Origin of the sequence: Gordonia paraffinivorans (assembly GCF_900683595.1) — a bacterium.
GTDB lineage: Bacteria > Actinomycetota > Actinomycetes > Mycobacteriales > Mycobacteriaceae > Gordonia > Gordonia paraffinivorans.
In genome coordinates this window covers 838,757-854,452 of the sequence record NZ_CAACYD010000006.1, presented here as the reverse complement: position 1 = coordinate 854,452, position 15,696 = coordinate 838,757, and the positions used below count along the sequence as shown (strand labels likewise).

Below are 15,696 nucleotides of genomic sequence, written 5' to 3'. Positions count from 1 at the left end.
TCCACCAACCCGTTTGCCGGCCGGGAGCCGAGAGCGACAGATCAGAAGCCCGGCCGCACGACACGTGGCGACCCACGCTGGGACACGGGATGTCGGTGCCTGAGGCGCCGCTGGAGATCACCGCAGGAACGACGCCGCGGCGTCGGCGAGGTCCAGCACTGGTTGGGGGAAGATGCCGAGCACGACCGTGACCAGGGTGCACACCGCGACACCGGACATGGTCAGCACGCTGGGCCTCACCACGTGCGGGGCGCCGTCGACCGGCACGTCGTCGAAGAACATCGCGACGATGATCCGGATGTAGACGTAGGCGGCGATCGCGCTGCTGACGACGCCGATGACCACCAGAACTCCGCCACCGTTCCCGGCGGCCGCGGCGAAGACGTCGAACTTGGCGATGAAGCCGCTCGTCAGCGGGATGCCGGCGAAGGAGAGCAGATAGACCGCGAACATGGCCCCCACCAACGGATACCGACGCCCGAGTCCCGACCACTGGGTGAGGTCGGTCGCCTCGCGCCCAGACAGGTGTGGGTTGCGGACCGGCGCCGACGGCCCGCGGATCGCTGCGGCGCGGGCGGATGCGGTCGCGTCGGCGTCGGGTTCGCGGATCACCGCGACGAGGGCGAACGCGCCCAACGTGGTGAACGCGTAGGCGGCCAGGTAGAACAGGGTCGCGCCGAGTCCGGCGTCGTCGAAGGCGATGAGTCCCAGCAGGATGAAGCCCGCGTGGGCGATCGACGAGTACGCGAGCATGCGCTTGACGTCGGTCTGGGTCACCGCCATCACCGACGCGATCACCATCGACGCGATCGCGACCGCCCACAGCACGGGTGCCCACTGGTCGCGTAACGTGCCGAAACCCACGTAGAACACCCGCAGGAGCGCGCCGAACGCGGCGATCTTGGTCGCCGACGCCATGAACGCGGTGACCGGGGTCGGGGCGCCCTGGTAGACGTCGGGGATCCACGCGTGGAACGGCACGGCACCGACCTTGAACAGCATGCCGACCGCCAGCATCGCCAGGCCGATGAGGGCGAGCGTGGTGTCGCCGCCCAGGCCGGCGACCTCGCCGATCGACGCCCCGATGGCCGCCAGGTTCAGCGAACCCGTTGCGCCGTAGACGAATGCCGCTCCGAACAGGAAGAACGCCGACGAGAACGCACCCAGCAGGAAGTATTTCAGCGACGCCTCCTGCGAGATGAGGCGACGACGCCGGGCGAGACCGCAGAGCAGATACAGCGGTAGCGAGAACACCTCGAGCGCGATGAACATCGTCAACAGGTCGCCGCACGCGGGGAACAGCATCATCCCGCCGAGCGCCAGCAGCGCCAGCGGAAACACCTCGGTGGTGACCGCGCCGGCGCGGGTCGCCTCGAACTCGGCGTCGGTGTTGGGGACCGCCGCGCCCGACGGCGTGAACATGTCGGCGTCGACGCCGCCGTTTCCACCGCCACCGCCGCTGACCCCGGTTCTGCCGGAACGGTCGTCGCCGACCGACGCGCCCGCCAACCGGCGCATGTCCACCGGCGCCACCACGCGTTCGAGCCGGCGCTCGGCCATGAAGCCGACGGCTATGATCCCGACCACCAGCAGCAGTCCCTGCAGGTAGAGGGTCGGGCGATCCATCACCACCGCCCCGGACATCGTGATCTGTCCGTTGGCGCCGTTCGAGGTCTCGGCGGCGGCGACCGCGATCAGGGCGCCCAGCGCGACGAGGAGGCCGCCGAGCGAGAGGACGAGCTGGACCGGATAGCGCAACCGTCTCGGGGCGAAGGCCTCCACCAGGACGCCGATCACCGCGGCTCCGAAGACGACGAGCATCGGCGACAGCGCGCCGTAGGCGATGCTCGGCGCCTCGATCGCGGCCAGGGTGGTCGGAGTCGAGGAGACGGGGGTGAGGCCGGTGGAACTCATCGGTGTCCCTCCGCTTCGGTTGTGGTGCCGTGTGTTCGGCCGTCTCCGGGCTCTGCGACCGCGGGCTCGGGACCGGTGACCCCGACTGTGGTGATCGTGTTCTGCACGGCCGGTTCGATGAGGTCGATCAGCGGTTTCGGATACACGCCGAGGATGAGCAACAGGGCCATCAGCGGGGCCACGACGACCAGTTCGCGCCCGGCGAGGTCACGGATGCCGGGCGCCGCCGAGTCCCCGCTCTTCGGCGGGCCGCCCATCATCCGCTGGTAGGTCCACAGGATGTAGATCGCGGACAGGACCAGCGCCGAGGTCGCGACGACGGCCGCGACCGGGTACCGCGTGAACGTTCCGACGAGGACCAGGAATTCACTGATGAACGGCGCCAGTCCGGGCAGGGAGAGGGTGGCGAGACCGGCGACGAGGAAGGTTCCGGCGAGGACCGGGGCCACCTTCTGGACCCCGCCGTAGTCGGCGATGAGCCGGCTGCCGCGCCGCGACACCAGGAACCCGGCGATGAGGAACAGTGCGGCGGTGGAGATCCCGTGATTGACCATGTAGAGCGTCGAGCCGGTCTGGCCCTGCGCGGTCAGCGCGAAGATGCCCAGGATGATGAATCCGAAGTGGGAGATCGACGTGTAGGCGATGAGCCGCATCACATCGGTCTGGCCGATCGCGAGGATCGCGCCGTAGACGATGCCGACGACGGCGAGCGCACAGATCAACGGGGCGAACCACCGGGATGCGTCGGGGAACAGCTGCAGGCAGAACCGCAGCATCGCGAAGGTGCCGACCTTGTCGATCACCGCCATCATCAGCACCGCGGAGGTCGGGGTGGCGGCCACCGCGGCGTCGGGAAGCCACGAATGCAACGGCCACAGCGGGGCTTTCACCGCGAAGGCGAACATGAACCCGAGGAACAGGAGTTTCGCGAGGCCGGTCGAGTCGTCGATCTGGCCGCTCGACACCGCCGCCACGACGTCGGTCAGCGCGAACGTGCCCCCGCCGACCGCGTTCTGCGCGGTGACCACGTACAGCCCGACGACCGCGGCGAGCAGGATCAGGCCGCCGAACAGGTTGTACAGCAAGAACTTCACTGCCGCACCGGATCGGTTGGGGCCGTTGCCGAAGCCGCCGATGAGGAAGTACATCGGGATGAGCATGGCCTCGAAGAAGATGTAGAACAGCAGGATGTCGAGGGCGACGAAGCTCATCAGCACCATCGCCTCGGTCGCGAGGAACAGGGCGAGGTAGATGTGCGGGTTCTTGCGTGCGAGGCCGCCCGCGTGATCGAGCGAACCCGCCGTGTCGGCGTCGTTCCACCCGGCCAGCAGGAGCAGCGGGAGAAGCGCTGCGGTCAGCAGGATCAGCGCGAGCCCGATCCCGTCGAGTCCGAGCGAATAGCGGGTTCCGAGTGCGGGAATCCAGCTGACGTCCTCCACGAACTGGTAACGGTCGCCGGCCGGGTCGAAGCCGATGGCGAGTCCCACGCCGACGGCCAGCACGAGGACGCTCACCGTCAGCGCGAACCACTTCGCGATCACCGGTCGGTTCGCCGGAACGGCGAGCACCAGGCCCGCGGCGATCGCGGGGACGAGCCACAGAACGGTCAGCCAGGGGATGCTCACAGCACGTTCACCGCCATCACGAGAGCGAGGACCACCGCGGTGCCCGCGAACATGGACAGGGCGTAGGAACGCACGTAGCCGTTCTGCCACCCCCGTATTCGACGCGACGTCCGGGCGATCGCGGTGCCCACACCGCCGGTGAGCCCGTCGACGCCGTCGGACTCCACCGCGACGAGGCCGGCGGTCACGCGTCGGCCGGGCCGCATCAGCAGCTCCTCGTTGACGGTGTCCCCGTACAGGTCACGCCGCGCGGCGACGGTCAACAGGGAGACGTCCTCGGGGGCGGTGACGGGCACCGGGCGGGTCGCGTACTGCCGGTAGGCGACCCCGACGCCGACGGCGACGACGGCGAGGATGATGAGCGTCATCGCCCACACCGGCAGCACGTGATGCGGCGTGTGTTCGCCGACGACGGGGGCCAGCCAGTGCTCCAGTGTCCCGCCGATCGCGAGGAGCGCGCCGGAGGCCACCGATCCGATCGCGATGAGGATCATCGGGACGGTCATCACCCGCGGCGACTCGTGCGGGTGCGGAGCGGGGGCGTCGGTGCCGTCATGCCAGCGCTTCTCGCCGAAGAAGGTCAACAGCATCACGCGGGTCATGTAGAACGCGGTGATGCCGGCGCCGAGCAGCGCGGCGCCGCCGAGGATCAGCCCCTTCGCTCCGCCCTCGCCGAACGCCGCCTCGATGATGTGGTCCTTGGAGTAGAACCCGGCGAACGGCGGCACGCCGATGATCGCGAGGTAGCCGACCCCGAAGGTGGCGAACGTGATCGGCATGAGGGTCCACAGCCCGCCGAACCGGCGCATGTCGGTCTCGTCGTCCATGCCGTGCATCACCGAGCCGGCGCCGAGGAACAGCCCGGCCTTGAAGAAGCCGTGGGTGAGCAGGTGCAGGATCGCGAACGCGTACCCGGCGGGTCCGAGCCCGGCCGCGAGCACCATGTACCCGATCTGGCTCATCGTCGACGCCGCCAGTGCCTTCTTGATGTCGTCCTTCGCGCACCCGATGACGGCGCCGAACAGCAATGTCACCGCGCCGACGACCACGACGCCCACCCGGGCCCCGGGCGCCAGGTCGAAGACCGGCCCCGACCGCACGATCAGGTAGACGCCCGCGGTCACCATGGTCGCGGCGTGGATGAGCGCCGAGACCGGGGTTGGGCCCTCCATGGCATCGCCGAGCCAGGACTGCAGCGGCACCTGGGCGGACTTGCCGCACGCGGCGAGCAGGAGCATGAAGCCCAGTGCGGTGAGCGTGGATTCGCCGACCTGCGGCGCGCCGTCGAAGACCGCGGCGAACGACACCGACCCGAAGGTCGCGAACATGATCATCAGCGCCACGGCCAGGCCGATGTCGCCGACGCGGTTGACCACGAACGCCTTCTTCGCGGCGGTCGCCGCCGACGGCTTGTGCTGCCAGAAGCCGATCAGCAGGTAGGACGCGAGGCCGACTCCCTCCCAGCCCAGGTAGAGGCCGAGGTAGTTGTCGGCGAGCACGAGGACCAGCATCGCCGCGAGGAAGAGGTTGAGGTAGGCGAAGAACCGTCGCCGAGCCGGGTCGTGCGCCATGTACCCGATGGAGTAGACGTGGATCAACGCGCCCACGCCCGTGATCAGCAGGACGAAGCACATCGACAACTGATCGAGGCGGAAACCGAAGTCCACCTGAAGTTCTCCGACGGGGACCCAGCTGAACAGGATGTCGGAGACGCCGCGGTCGTCGGCGGACCGGGACGCCATCCCGACGAACATCGCCGCCCCGACCAGGAACGACGCGACGGCGGTCGTCGTGGCGAGCAGATGACCCCACCGGTCGGTGGCGTGGCCGCCGAGCAGGAGGATCGCCGCCCCGGCGAGGGGGAGCGCGGGAACGAGCCAGAGCAGCGACGCGGTCAGTTCGGCGTTCACCCAGTCCTCCTCTACCGCTTGAGCAGATCCGCGTCGTCGACCGACGCCGAACGGCGTGACCGGAAGATCGTCATGATGATGGCCAGTCCGACGACCACCTCTGCCGCGGCGACGACCATCGTGAAGAAGGCGATCACCTGGCCGTCGAACGACTGCGTCATCCGCGCGAAGGTCACGAACGCCAGGTTGGCCGCGTTGAGCATGAGCTCGATGCACATGAAGACGACGATCGCGTTGCGGCGCAACAGGACACCGGAGGCGCCGATCGTGAACAGCAGGGCCGAGAGGTAGAGGTAGTTCTCCGGGTTCATCGCCTCACCGCCGATCCGAGCCGGGTCGGTCCTCGCCCGCAGGCCGGCGATCGCCGGGACGACGCAGCGTTCGGGCGGCCAGTATCGCGTTCACCGACAGGTCCGAGGGGCTCCCGTCGGGCAGCCGCGCCGGGACGTCGACCGCGTTGTGTCGCGCGTAGACACCGGGACTCGGCAGCGGGGTGAGGTTCACGCCGCTGCGGAACCGGGCCTTCGACAGCTCCTTCTGGGTGAGCCGCGGGCCGAAGCGCTCCCGGTGGGCCAGCACCATCGCGCCGAGGGTCGCGGCGATCAACAGGGCCCCGGTCAGCTCGAACGCCCACAGGTAGCGCACGAAGATCAGCTCGGCGATCGACTCGATGGCCGAGTTGCTGTCACTGGCCAGGGCATACGGTTCGGTGGCGCCGGCGGTGACCGCGACGGTCGCGCTGCCGATCCCGGCGATCAGCAGGACGCCGAAGCCGATCCCGATCAGTCCCGCGGCGAACCGTTGTCCGCGCAGCGTCTCCTTCAGCGAATCCGACGAGTCGACGCCGATGAGCATCAGCACGAACAGGAACAGCATCATCACCGCGCCGGTGTAGACCACGACCTGCACGACGCCGAGGAACAGCGCGCCCTGCGCCACGTAGAACACCGCGAGAACGATCATGGTGGTCGCGAGGAAGATCGCCGAGTACACGGCCCTGGTGGCGAAGACGACCCCGAGTGCGCCGGCGACGGCCACGGCGCCGAGGACCCAGAACTGGATGGCCTCGCCGGTCGAGGTGCGCACCGATTCCGCGGCCAGCAGGCCCAGCGTGCCGGCCGTGTCCCAACCGGTCATGCCCGTGACCCCCGGGCATCGTCGGGTCGGACGTCGTCGCCGGTCGTCGCACTCGGCGGCGCACCGGGAGATCCGGTGCGCGGCACCAGCCTTCCTTCCGCGGTGATCTCTCCGCGGTAGTAGTTCTCCTCCGTCGAACCCGGCGCCATGTCGTGCGGGGGCGCCTCGGCGCCCGGCGGGAGCGGTGCGAGCAGACGGTCCTTCTCGTAGATGAGGTCGGCTCGGTTGTCGTCGGCCAGCTCGTAGTCGTTGGTCATGGTGAGTGCGCGGGTGGGGCAGGCCTCGATGCACAGGCCGCAGCCGATGCATCGCAGGTAATTGATCTGGTAGACGCGCCCGTACCTCTCACCGGGCGAATACCGTTCCTCTGGAGTGTTGTCGGCGCCCTCGACGTAGATGGCGTCGGCGGGACAGGCCCAGGCGCACAGCTCGCAGCCGATGCACTTCTCCAGCCCGTCGGGGTGGCGGTTGAGCTGGTGCCGACCGTGATACCGGGGAGCGGTGGGCCGCTTCTCCTCCGGGTACTGTTCGGTGATCGTCGGTGAGAACATGCCGCCGAAGGTGACGCGGAAGCCGTCGATCGGCTTGAGGAAATCAGGCATCGGTGGTCTCCCTGCTCGGCGCCGGCTCGACACCGGCCGGTGGGGGTGTGGCGGCGGACCCGGTCGCCTTCGGGTCGACGACCTGCCCCGGCATGGGCGGGACGGGGAAGCCGCCGGCCATCGGGTCGAACGGCTCGGACCGGCCGGGGCCCGCCCGGGCGGACCCGGGGTCGGGTGCGTCGGGGTCGGTCGGGACCCGCATCAGCCGCCAGATCGCGTAACCGATCAGCGCGGTCACCACCAGTCCCGCGGCCGCGGAGACGAGGGCGCGCACCAGCGTGTGGTCGCCGGCCGAGACCCGGATGATCGCGACGACCATCACCCAGGCCAGCGAGATGGGGATGAGGGCCTTCCAGCCCAGGTTCATGAACTGGTCGTAGCGCAGTCGCGGCAGGCTGGTGCGCAGCCAGATGAACACGAACATGAACGCCCAGACCTTCAGGGTGAACCAGAGGATCGGCCACCACCCGGAGTTGGCCCAGTCGAAGGCGCTCAACGGCCACGGCGCCTGCCAGCCGCCCAGGAACATCGTCGTGGCCAGCGCGGAGACGGTGACCATGTTGATGTACTCGGCGAGCATGAACATCGCGAACTTCAGCGACGAGTACTCGGTGTGGAACCCGCCGACGAGTTCGCCCTCGGCCTCGGGCAGATCGAAAGGCGCGCGGTTGGTCTCGCCGACCATCGAGATCGCGTAGATCACGAACGAGGGCAGCAGGAGCATGAAGTACCAGTGGTGCTCCTGCGCGGCGACGATCCCCGAGGTGGACATGGTCCCGGCGTCGAGGAACACCGCGGCGAACGTCAGTCCCATCGCGATCTCGTACGAGATGACCTGTGCGGTCGAGCGCAGGCCGCCGAGGAGCGGATAGGTCGAGCCCGACGACCACCCGGCCAGCACGATGCCGTAGACGCCGACCGACGTCACGGCGAGCACGTAGAGGATGCCGACCGGCAGGTCGGTGAGCTGCAACGGGGTCTGGTGGCCGAACACCGACACCATCGGCCCGAAGGGGATCACCGCGAACGCCATGACGGCCGGCACGACCGCGATGATCGGTGCGAGGAGATAGATCACCTTGTCGACTCCCGCCGGGATGATTCCTTCCTTCAGTGCGAGTTTCACGCCGTCGGCGACGCTCTGGAGGATCCCGCGGGGTCCCACGCGGTTGGGGCCGATGCGGCCCTGCATCCGCGCCATGATCTTGCGCTCGAGGAGGATCGCCGCGAGCGGGTTGAGGACGAGGAACGCGAAGACGCCGAGGGCCTTGAGGATCACGAGCCAGATCGGGTCGTGCCCGAAGTCGGCGAGGTCGGGGTAGTCGATGGCCAGGGTGGCGGCGTCGGCGGCGAGGATCATCGGTCGCCTCCGGGGACGTCGGCCGCCGAGGCGGGCGACAGCGCCACCAGGTCGCCCGCCTGCGCACGCAGGTCGGGGTGGACCCGGGAGCCGGGGGAGTTCAGCGGGACCCACACGACCCGGTCCGGCATGTCGGTGAGCTCGACCGGCAGCGTGATGGCGCCGTCGGCGGTGCTGATCCGCACCCGGCCGTCGACCGCGACGCCCGCCTCGGCCGCAGTGGCCGGCGACATCCGGGCGACGGGGGTGCGCGCCGTGCCGGCGAGGTACGGCTCGTCGTCCTGCAGGCGTCCGAGGTCGAGGAGCATGCGCCAGGTCGCCAGGACCGCCTGGCCGGCCGCCGGGGCGTGCCGGGGACTGTCGTGGGCGGCGATGGCCGTCCGGTTGCCCGCCCAGGCGCCGATGCGACGAAGGTCCATGTGGATGGTCTGCGGGCCGTCGCACCGGAGATCGACGCCCATGCGACGCGCCAGCGCGTGGAGGATCCGGTGATCGGGCAGGTGCCCGGTCTCGGTGAGCGCGGTCGTGAAGCTGCGCGGGCGGCCCTCCCAGTCGACGAAGGTGCCCTCCTTCTCGGCGACCGCCGCGACGGGGAACACCACGTCCGCGTGGGCGGTGACGGTGGAGTGCCGCTGCTCCAGGCTGACGACAAATGGTGCGGCGGCGAGTGATTCGGCCGCCGCGGCAGGGTCGGGCAGGTCGTCGAGGTCCACGCCGGCGATCAGCAGCGACAGCCCGTGACACCGGGCCGCGTCGAGGATGCCGGTGGTGTCGCGGCCGGCCCGTGTGGGGAGGTCGGCGCCCCACACCGAGGCCACCGCCGCCCGGGCCTCCGGATCGGCGAGGGGGCGTCCGCCCGGCAGCAGCCCGGAGAGCGCCCCGGTCTCGAGCGCACCGCGTTCACCCGCGCGCCGCGGTATCCACGCGAGATGCGCGCCCGTCCGGTCGGCGAGGTCTGCGGCCGCGGTCAGCGCTCCCGGGCTCGCTGCGAGACGCTCGCCGACGATGAGCACCGAACCCGGTTCGCGGAGATGGTGGGTCGCCTCGGCGGAACTCAGGACGGACCGCTCGGCGCCGGGCACGGCGGTGAACAGCTGCGCATCGAGCTTGCGCACGCCGCGACTGGCGAACGGCGCCACCGTCGCTACGCGCAACCCGCCGGCGCGGACGGCGCGCCGCAATCGCAGGAAGACGATCGGCGATTCCTCCTCCGGCTCGAAGCCGGCGAGGAGAACCGCGGGAGCGGCCGACAGGTCGTCGTAGGTGGTCTCGAGTCCGCGCCCGGCGACGCGGGCGGCGAGGAAGTCGGCCTCTTCGCTGCTGTGGACGCGGGCCCGGAAGTCGATGTCGTCGGTGCGCAGCACCGTGCGGGCGAACCGCGAGTACGCATACGCGTCCTCGACGGTCAGCCGACCGCCGGTCAGGACGCCGGTGTTCCCGATCGCCGTCGAGAGGCCTTCTGCGGCAACGCGGATCGCATCGGCCCAGCTGGACTCGCGCAGATCCCCGTGACGATCGCGCACGAGCGGGGCGGTGATCCGGTCGGCGGCGGTGGCGTAGGCGAAGGCCCAGCGGCCCTTGTCGCAGTTCCACTCGGAGTTGACCTCGGGATCGTCGCCGGCGAGGCGGCGCAGCACCTTTCCCCGACGATGGTCGGTGCGTTGCGCGCACCCGCTGGCGCAGTGCTCGCACACGCTCGGCGTGGACACGAGGTCGAAGGGCCGTGCGCGGAAACGGTATTGCGCGCCGGTCAGGGCGCCCACCGGGCAGATCTGCACGGTGTTGCCGGAGAAGTACGAGTCGAAGGGCTCGTCCTGGTAGATGCTGACCTGTTGCAGCGCACCGCGATCGGCCAACTCGATGAGCGGGTCGCCGGCGACCTGGGTGGAGAAGCGCGTGCACCGCGCGCAGAGCACGCACCGCTCGCGGTCGAGGAGCACCTCCGACGACAGCGGCACCGGTTTCACGAACGTCCGCTTGACCCCGTCGAACCGGGACTCGCTGCGCCCGGTGGCCATCGCCTGGTTCTGCAACGGGCATTCGCCGCCCTTGTCGCAGACCGGGCAGTCGAGCGGATGGTTGATGAGCAGCAACTCCATCACCCCGCGTTGGGCGTCGGCGGCGACCTTCGAGCTCATCTGCGTGTGCACCACCATGCCCTCGGTGGCGACCGTCGTGCACGAGGCGAGGGGCTTGCGCTGCCCCTCCACCTCGACGAGGCACTGTCGGCAGGCGCCGACCGGATCGAGGAGCGGGTGATCGCAGAAGCGGGGGATGGTGATCCCGATCTGCTCGGCGGCGCGGATCAACAAGGTGCCCTTCGGAACCCGGACCGGCCGGCCGTCGATGACGATCCCCACGAGGTTGTCTGCCTCGGTGGACGGGTCGCTGCCGTGGGTGAGGGTCATCGGGCACCTCCGACGGCCCCGGCCGACGGCGCCCAGGCCGTCGACAGCGAATGGTCGAACGGGCATCCGTGGTCGAGGTGGGCGAGGTACTCGTTGCGGAAGTACTGCAGCGAGGAGACGATCGGGCTCCCCGCGCCGTCGCCGAGGGCGCAGAACGACTTTCCGACGATCGAGTTGGTGACGTCGGCGAGGGTGTCGAGGTCCGCGGCGGTGCCGCCCTCGTGCTCGAGGCGGTCGAGCAACTGCACCAGCCAGTACGTGCCCTCCCGGCAGGGGGTGCACTTGCCGCAGGACTCGTGTGCGTAGAACTGCGTCCAGCGCAGCACCGCGCCGACGACGCAGGTGGTCTCGTCGAAGATCTGCAATGCCTTGGTGCCCAGCATCGAACCGGCCGCGCCGACCCCCTCGTAGTCGAGTGGGACGTCGAGGTGCTCGGGTGTCAGCAGCGGCGTCGACGACCCGCCCGGCGTCCAGAACTTCAGCCGGTGGCCCGCGCGCACCCCGCCGGCGTGCTCGAGGAGTTGTCGCAGCGTGATGCCCAGCGGCGCCTCGTACTGGCCGGGGTGGGTGACGTGCCCCGACAACGAGTACATGGTGAAACCGGGCGACTTCTCGGTGCCGAACGAGCGGAACCATTCGACGCCGTTGCGGACGATCGGCGGGACGCTCGCGATGGACTCGACGTTGTTGACGACGGTGGGGCTCGCGTAGAGACCCGCGACCGCCGGGAACGGGGGACGCAGCCGGGGCTGTCCGCGCCTGCCCTCGAGGGAATCGAGGAGTGCGGTCTCCTCGCCGCAGATGTACGCGCCGGCGCCGGCGTGGACCACGAGTTCGAGGTCGAAGCCCGAGCCGAGGATGTTCTGGCCGAGAAAGCCTGCGGCGTAGGCCTCGTCGACCGCGGTCCGCAGGCGGCGCAGGACCGAGGCGACCTCGCCGCGCAGGTAGATGAACGCGTGGTGCGCCCGGATCGCGTAGGCCGCGATGACGACGCCCTCGATCAGCGAATGCGGCGAGGCGAGCATGAGCGGCATGTCCTTGCAGGTGCCCGGCTCCGATTCGTCGGCGTTGACCACGAGATAGTGCGGGGGACCGGACTCGGCTTCCGACGGCTGCTGTTGCGGGATGAACGACCACTTCATGCCCACCGGGAAGCCGGCGCCGCCGCGACCGCGCAGCCCGGAGGCCTTGACCATCTCGATCACGTCGTCGGGCGGGGTGTCCAGGGCGATGCGCAGGGCGCGGTAACCGTTGTGCCGCAAGTAGTTGTCGAGTGTCCAGGAGTTCTGGTCGTGCCAGTGACGCGACAGGACCGGCACCTCGGCGGGTTCCGGCTCGGGCGCGGCGCCGACGGGAGTGTCCGCGTGCATGGGCTGCCGGGCGGGCGCGTCCTGGCCGGTCACCCCGGCGAGGTCGCGCGCGGTCTCCCGGAACGAGCGCACCCGCCCGGTGCCGCGGGCCGGCTCGACCGTGACGCCGGCACGCAGGTCCTCGACCAGCTCGACACCGGACTCGGGCGTCTGGTTGTCGAAGAACTCCCAGTTCACCATCACCACCGGTGCGAAGTCGCAGGCCGCATTGCACTCCACGTGCTCGACGGTGATGCGCCCGTCGGCGGTGGTCTCGCCCGGCTGCACGCCGAGGTGCTCGCACAGGGTGCGCAGGATCTCGTCGCCGCCGAGCGTCGCGCACAGGGTGTTGGTGCAGACCCCGACGAGGTACTCGCCGGTCGGCGTGCGGCGGAACATCGAGTAGAAGGTCGCCACCGACGCGATCTGCGCCGGGGTCAGATCGAGCTGTTGCGCGCAGAACTCGATGCCCGCGCGGGTGATGTGACCGTCCTCCGATTGCACGAGGTGCAGCAGGGGCAGCAGCGCCGACCGGGCCTGGGGATAGCGGGCGATGATCGGCCCCGCCTGCGCAGCCAGCCGCTCGGTCACCTCGTCGGGATACCGGTCCGGCCCGCCGAAGCCGATGGGCGGCGCCGGAGCGCACGGTGTCGGTGCCGCCGGCTCCTGGGGAGGAGAGGTCGACAGGTCCACGAACACGGGATCGGTCATCGGTCCACGCCTCCCATCACCGGGTCGAGGCTCGCGACGGCGGTGATGACGTCGGCGACCATGCCGCCTTCGCACATCGCCGCCACCGCCTGGAGGTTCGTGAACGACGGGTCGCGGAAGTGGACCCGGTAGGGGCGCGTCCCGCCGTCGCTGACCATGTGCACGCCGAGTTCGCCGCGCGGCGACTCGACGGCGATGTAGACCTGTCCGGCGGGCACGCGCATTCCCTCGGTGACGAGCTTGAAGTGGTGGATCAGCGCCTCCATCGAGGTGCCCATGATCTCGGCGATGTGTTCGGGGGAATTGCCGAGGCCGTCGGGCCCGAGCGCCAGGTCGGCCGGCCAGGCCAGTTTGCGGTCGGCGATCATCACCGGTCCCGGCTTCAGCCGGTCGAGGCACTGCCGGACGATGCGGACCGACTCCTGCATCTCCTTCACGCGGATCAGGTAGCGGCCGTACGAGTCACACGTGTCGGTGGTGATGACGTCGAACTCGTAGGTCTCGTAGCCGCAGTACGGCTGCGCCTTCCGCAGATCGTGCGGGTAACCGGTGGAGCGGAGCACCGGGCCGGTGACGCCCAGGGCCATGCAGCCGGTCAGGTCGAGATAGCCGACGTTCTGGGTGCGCGCCTTCCAGATGTAGTTGTCGGTCAGCAGATCCGAGAGCTCCTGCAGCCGGCCCGGCAGGGCGTCGACGACGCGCGCGATCTGCTCGGGGGCATCCGGCGGGAGGTCCTGCGCGACACCTCCGGGCCGGATGTACGCGTGGTTCATCCGCAGGCCGGTGATCATCTCGAACAGGTCGAGGATGAGTTCGCGTTCCCGGAATCCGAGGAACATCGCGGTCACCGCGCCGAGCTCCATGCCGCCGGTGGCCAGCGCGACGAGGTGGCTGCTGATGCGGTTGAGTTCCATCAGCATGACGCGGATGACCGACGCCCGTTCGGGGATCTCGTCGGTGACGCCGAGCAGCTTCTCCACGCCGAGGCAATACGCCGTCTCGTTGAAGAACGGGGACAGGTAGTCCATCCGCGTCACGAACGTGACGCCCTGCGTCCAGTTCCGGTACTCGAGATTCTTCTCGATCCCGGTGTGCAGGTAGCCGATTCCGCACCGGGCCTCGGTGACCGTCTCGCCCTCGATCTCCAGGATGAGGCGCAGCACGCCGTGCGTCGACGGATGCTGCGGCCCCATGTTGACGACGATGCGCTCGTCGCCGGGCTGCTGTTCGGCCCGGGTGCGCACGTCGGAGACGATCGAATCCCAGTCCTGGCCGGACACCGTGTAGGTGCGGGTCGGTTTCACGTCCTGGTCGGGCCCTGGGGCGGCGTCGGTGGACCCGGGGTTCCCCGGGCCGGTGACGGTGTCGGGCATCAGCTGTACGACCTCCTCCGGTCTGGTGGGTCGACGCGGGTCCCCTTGTACTCGACCGGCACCCCGCCGAGCGGGTAGTCCTTGCGCTGGGGGTGTCCCTCCCAGTCGTCGGGCATCTCGATCCGGGTGAGCGAGCGGTGCCCGTCGAAGACGATCCCGAAGAAGTCGTAGGTCTCCCGCTCGTGCCAGTCGTTGGTGGGGTAGATGTCGCAGATGCTCGGGATGTGGGGATCGGCGTCCGGCGCCGACACCTCCAGACGGACCCGGCGGTAGTGGGTCAGGGAGGCCAGCGGATAGACCGCGTGGAGTTCGCGTCCGGGATCGCCCGGGTAGTGGACGCCGTTGACGCCGAGGCAGAGCTCGAAGCGGAGGTCGGGGCAATTACGAAGTGTGAGAGCGACTGTGGGGAGGTGGTCACGCCGCACGTGGATCGTCATCTCGTCGCGGAAGATCACGATCTTCTCCACGGCGGCGTCGTACCGGTCGGCGAGTTCGCGTTCGAGGGCGTCGGCGATCTCGTCGAAGTACCCGCCGTAGGGGCGCGTCGAGCTCGGTGGCAGGGTGATCGGCTGGACGAGTCCGCCGTAGCCCGAGGTGTCGCCGGTGCCCGGTGTCCCGAACAATCCGTGCCGGACGCCAATCACCTCCGGATCGGGTGGATCCGGTTCTGGTGTCGGGGGTTCGGGGCCGAGGTGTGCGGGGCCCGTGTGGGCCGGGTCGCCGCGTGTGGGGTCGAGGTCGTCGGGCTTCATCGCAGCAGCCCCTTCATCTCGATGGTCGGGGTCGCCTCCAGGGCGGCGCGCTCGGCCGCCCAGACCGCCTCCTCGCGGTTGACCCCGAGGGGCATCTCCTGGATCTTCTCGTGCAGCTCGAGGATCGCGTTCAACAGCATCTCGGGCCGCGGTGGGCACCCGGGTAGGTAGATGTCGACCGGGACCACGTGGTCGACGCCCTGGACGATGGCATAGTTGTTGAACATCCCGCCCGACGACGCGCAGACGCCCATCGCCAGAACCCATTTGGGCTCGACCATCTGGTCGTAGATCTGGCGCAGCACCGGCGCCATCTTCTGGCTGACTCGGCCGGCGACGATCATCAGGTCGGCCTGCCGGGGCGAGGCGCGGAAGGCCTCCATGCCGAATCGGGCCAGGTCGTATCGTCCGGAGGTGGTCGACATCATCTCGATCGCGCAGCAGGCGAGCCCGAAGGTCGCCGGCCACAGCGACCCCTTGCGCATGAAACCGGCCAGCTCCTCGACGGTGCTCAGCAGGAAGCCGCTCGGCAGACGTTCCTCGAGTCCCATCTCT

The 15,696-nt window shown here is 69.7% G+C and carries 12 protein-coding genes; all 12 read right to left on the bottom strand.

The genetic code is table 11. The annotated features are described in order from the left end of the window. Window positions 1-117 precede the first annotated feature (117 nt). Genes nuoN through E1P53_RS10820 form a run of 12 tightly spaced genes read right to left on the bottom strand, consistent with a single transcriptional unit; the run spans window position 118 to window position 15,692 of the window. The gene (nuoN, locus tag E1P53_RS10875) at window positions 118-1,914 is read right to left on the bottom strand and encodes an NADH-quinone oxidoreductase subunit NuoN (RefSeq protein ID WP_131734302.1); all 1,797 of its coding nucleotides are present in this window, start codon (window positions 1,912-1,914) and stop codon (window positions 118-120) included. Then, on the bottom strand, window positions 1,911-3,539 hold the full coding sequence (locus E1P53_RS10870; protein ID WP_131734301.1) for an NADH-quinone oxidoreductase subunit M: 1,629 nt from the start codon (window positions 3,537-3,539) through the stop codon (window positions 1,911-1,913). Before E1P53_RS10870 ends, nuoN begins: the two co-directional genes overlap by 4 nt. Continuing rightward, complete coding sequence (gene nuoL / locus E1P53_RS10865; protein ID WP_131734300.1) at window positions 3,536-5,449, bottom strand: NADH-quinone oxidoreductase subunit L; 1,914 nt, start codon at window positions 5,447-5,449, stop codon at window positions 3,536-3,538. Before nuoL ends, E1P53_RS10870 begins: the two co-directional genes overlap by 4 nt. An 11-nt stretch (window positions 5,450-5,460) precedes the next feature. Continuing rightward, on the bottom strand, window positions 5,461-5,760 hold the full coding sequence (nuoK, locus tag E1P53_RS10860) for an NADH-quinone oxidoreductase subunit NuoK (protein ID WP_006901203.1): 300 nt from the start codon (window positions 5,758-5,760) through the stop codon (window positions 5,461-5,463). A 4-nt stretch (window positions 5,761-5,764) separates the two neighbouring features. Next, entirely contained in the window at window positions 5,765-6,586 is an 822-nt protein-coding gene (locus E1P53_RS10855) for an NADH-quinone oxidoreductase subunit J (RefSeq protein WP_131734299.1), read from the bottom strand. Then, window positions 6,583-7,188 (bottom strand): NADH-quinone oxidoreductase subunit NuoI, encoded by a 606-nt coding sequence (nuoI, locus tag E1P53_RS10850; RefSeq protein WP_131734298.1) that lies wholly within the window; start codon window positions 7,186-7,188, stop codon window positions 6,583-6,585. The genes E1P53_RS10855 and nuoI overlap by 4 nt, the downstream gene beginning before the upstream one ends. Further along, window positions 7,181-8,548, bottom strand: a complete 1,368-nt coding sequence (nuoH, locus tag E1P53_RS10845) for an NADH-quinone oxidoreductase subunit NuoH (RefSeq protein WP_131734297.1) — start codon at window positions 8,546-8,548, stop codon at window positions 7,181-7,183. Before nuoH ends, nuoI begins: the two co-directional genes overlap by 8 nt. Next, window positions 8,545-10,956, bottom strand: a complete 2,412-nt coding sequence (locus E1P53_RS10840) for an NADH-quinone oxidoreductase subunit G (protein WP_131734296.1) — start codon at window positions 10,954-10,956, stop codon at window positions 8,545-8,547. Before E1P53_RS10840 ends, nuoH begins: the two co-directional genes overlap by 4 nt. Then, complete coding sequence (nuoF, locus tag E1P53_RS10835) at window positions 10,953-13,016, bottom strand: NADH-quinone oxidoreductase subunit NuoF (RefSeq protein WP_131734295.1); 2,064 nt, start codon at window positions 13,014-13,016, stop codon at window positions 10,953-10,955. Before nuoF ends, E1P53_RS10840 begins: the two co-directional genes overlap by 4 nt. Continuing rightward, window positions 13,013-14,389: an NADH dehydrogenase (quinone) subunit D gene (gene nuoD, locus E1P53_RS10830; RefSeq protein ID WP_006901197.1), complete on the bottom strand. Its 1,377-nt coding sequence runs from the start codon at window positions 14,387-14,389 to the stop codon at window positions 13,013-13,015. Before nuoD ends, nuoF begins: the two co-directional genes overlap by 4 nt. Continuing rightward, window positions 14,389-15,141 carry an NADH-quinone oxidoreductase subunit C gene (locus E1P53_RS10825; protein WP_131734294.1) on the bottom strand — a complete coding sequence of 251 codons (753 nt, stop codon included), beginning with the start codon at window positions 15,139-15,141 and terminating at the stop codon, window positions 14,389-14,391. The genes nuoD and E1P53_RS10825 overlap by 1 nt, the downstream gene beginning before the upstream one ends. Then, entirely contained in the window at window positions 15,138-15,692 is a 555-nt protein-coding gene (locus E1P53_RS10820; protein WP_006901195.1) for a NuoB/complex I 20 kDa subunit family protein, read from the bottom strand. Before E1P53_RS10820 ends, E1P53_RS10825 begins: the two co-directional genes overlap by 4 nt. Window positions 15,693-15,696: the final 4 nt, after the last annotated feature.

Excerpts from the sequence above, each read along its gene's own strand:
- E1P53_RS10825 (WP_131734294.1), bottom strand. The coding sequence starts at position 15,141 with ATGAAGCCCGACGACCTCGACCCCACACGCGGCGACCCGGCCCACACG.
- nuoK (WP_006901203.1), bottom strand. The coding sequence starts at position 5,760 with ATGAACCCGGAGAACTACCTCTACCTCTCGGCCCTGCTGTTCACGATC.
- nuoF (WP_131734295.1), bottom strand. The coding sequence starts at position 13,016 with ATGACCGATCCCGTGTTCGTGGACCTGTCGACCTCTCCTCCCCAGGAG.
- E1P53_RS10855 (WP_131734299.1), bottom strand. The coding sequence starts at position 6,586 with ATGACCGGTTGGGACACGGCCGGCACGCTGGGCCTGCTGGCCGCGGAA.
- E1P53_RS10840 (WP_131734296.1), bottom strand. The coding sequence starts at position 10,956 with ATGACCCTCACCCACGGCAGCGACCCGTCCACCGAGGCAGACAACCTC.
- nuoN (WP_131734302.1), bottom strand. The coding sequence starts at position 1,914 with ATGAGTTCCACCGGCCTCACCCCCGTCTCCTCGACTCCGACCACCCTG.
- nuoI (WP_131734298.1), bottom strand. The coding sequence starts at position 7,188 with ATGCCTGATTTCCTCAAGCCGATCGACGGCTTCCGCGTCACCTTCGGC.
- E1P53_RS10820 (WP_006901195.1), bottom strand. The coding sequence starts at position 15,692 with ATGGGACTCGAGGAACGTCTGCCGAGCGGCTTCCTGCTGAGCACCGTC.
- nuoH (WP_131734297.1), bottom strand. The coding sequence starts at position 8,548 with ATGATCCTCGCCGCCGACGCCGCCACCCTGGCCATCGACTACCCCGAC.
- nuoD (WP_006901197.1), bottom strand. The coding sequence starts at position 14,389 with ATGCCCGACACCGTCACCGGCCCGGGGAACCCCGGGTCCACCGACGCC.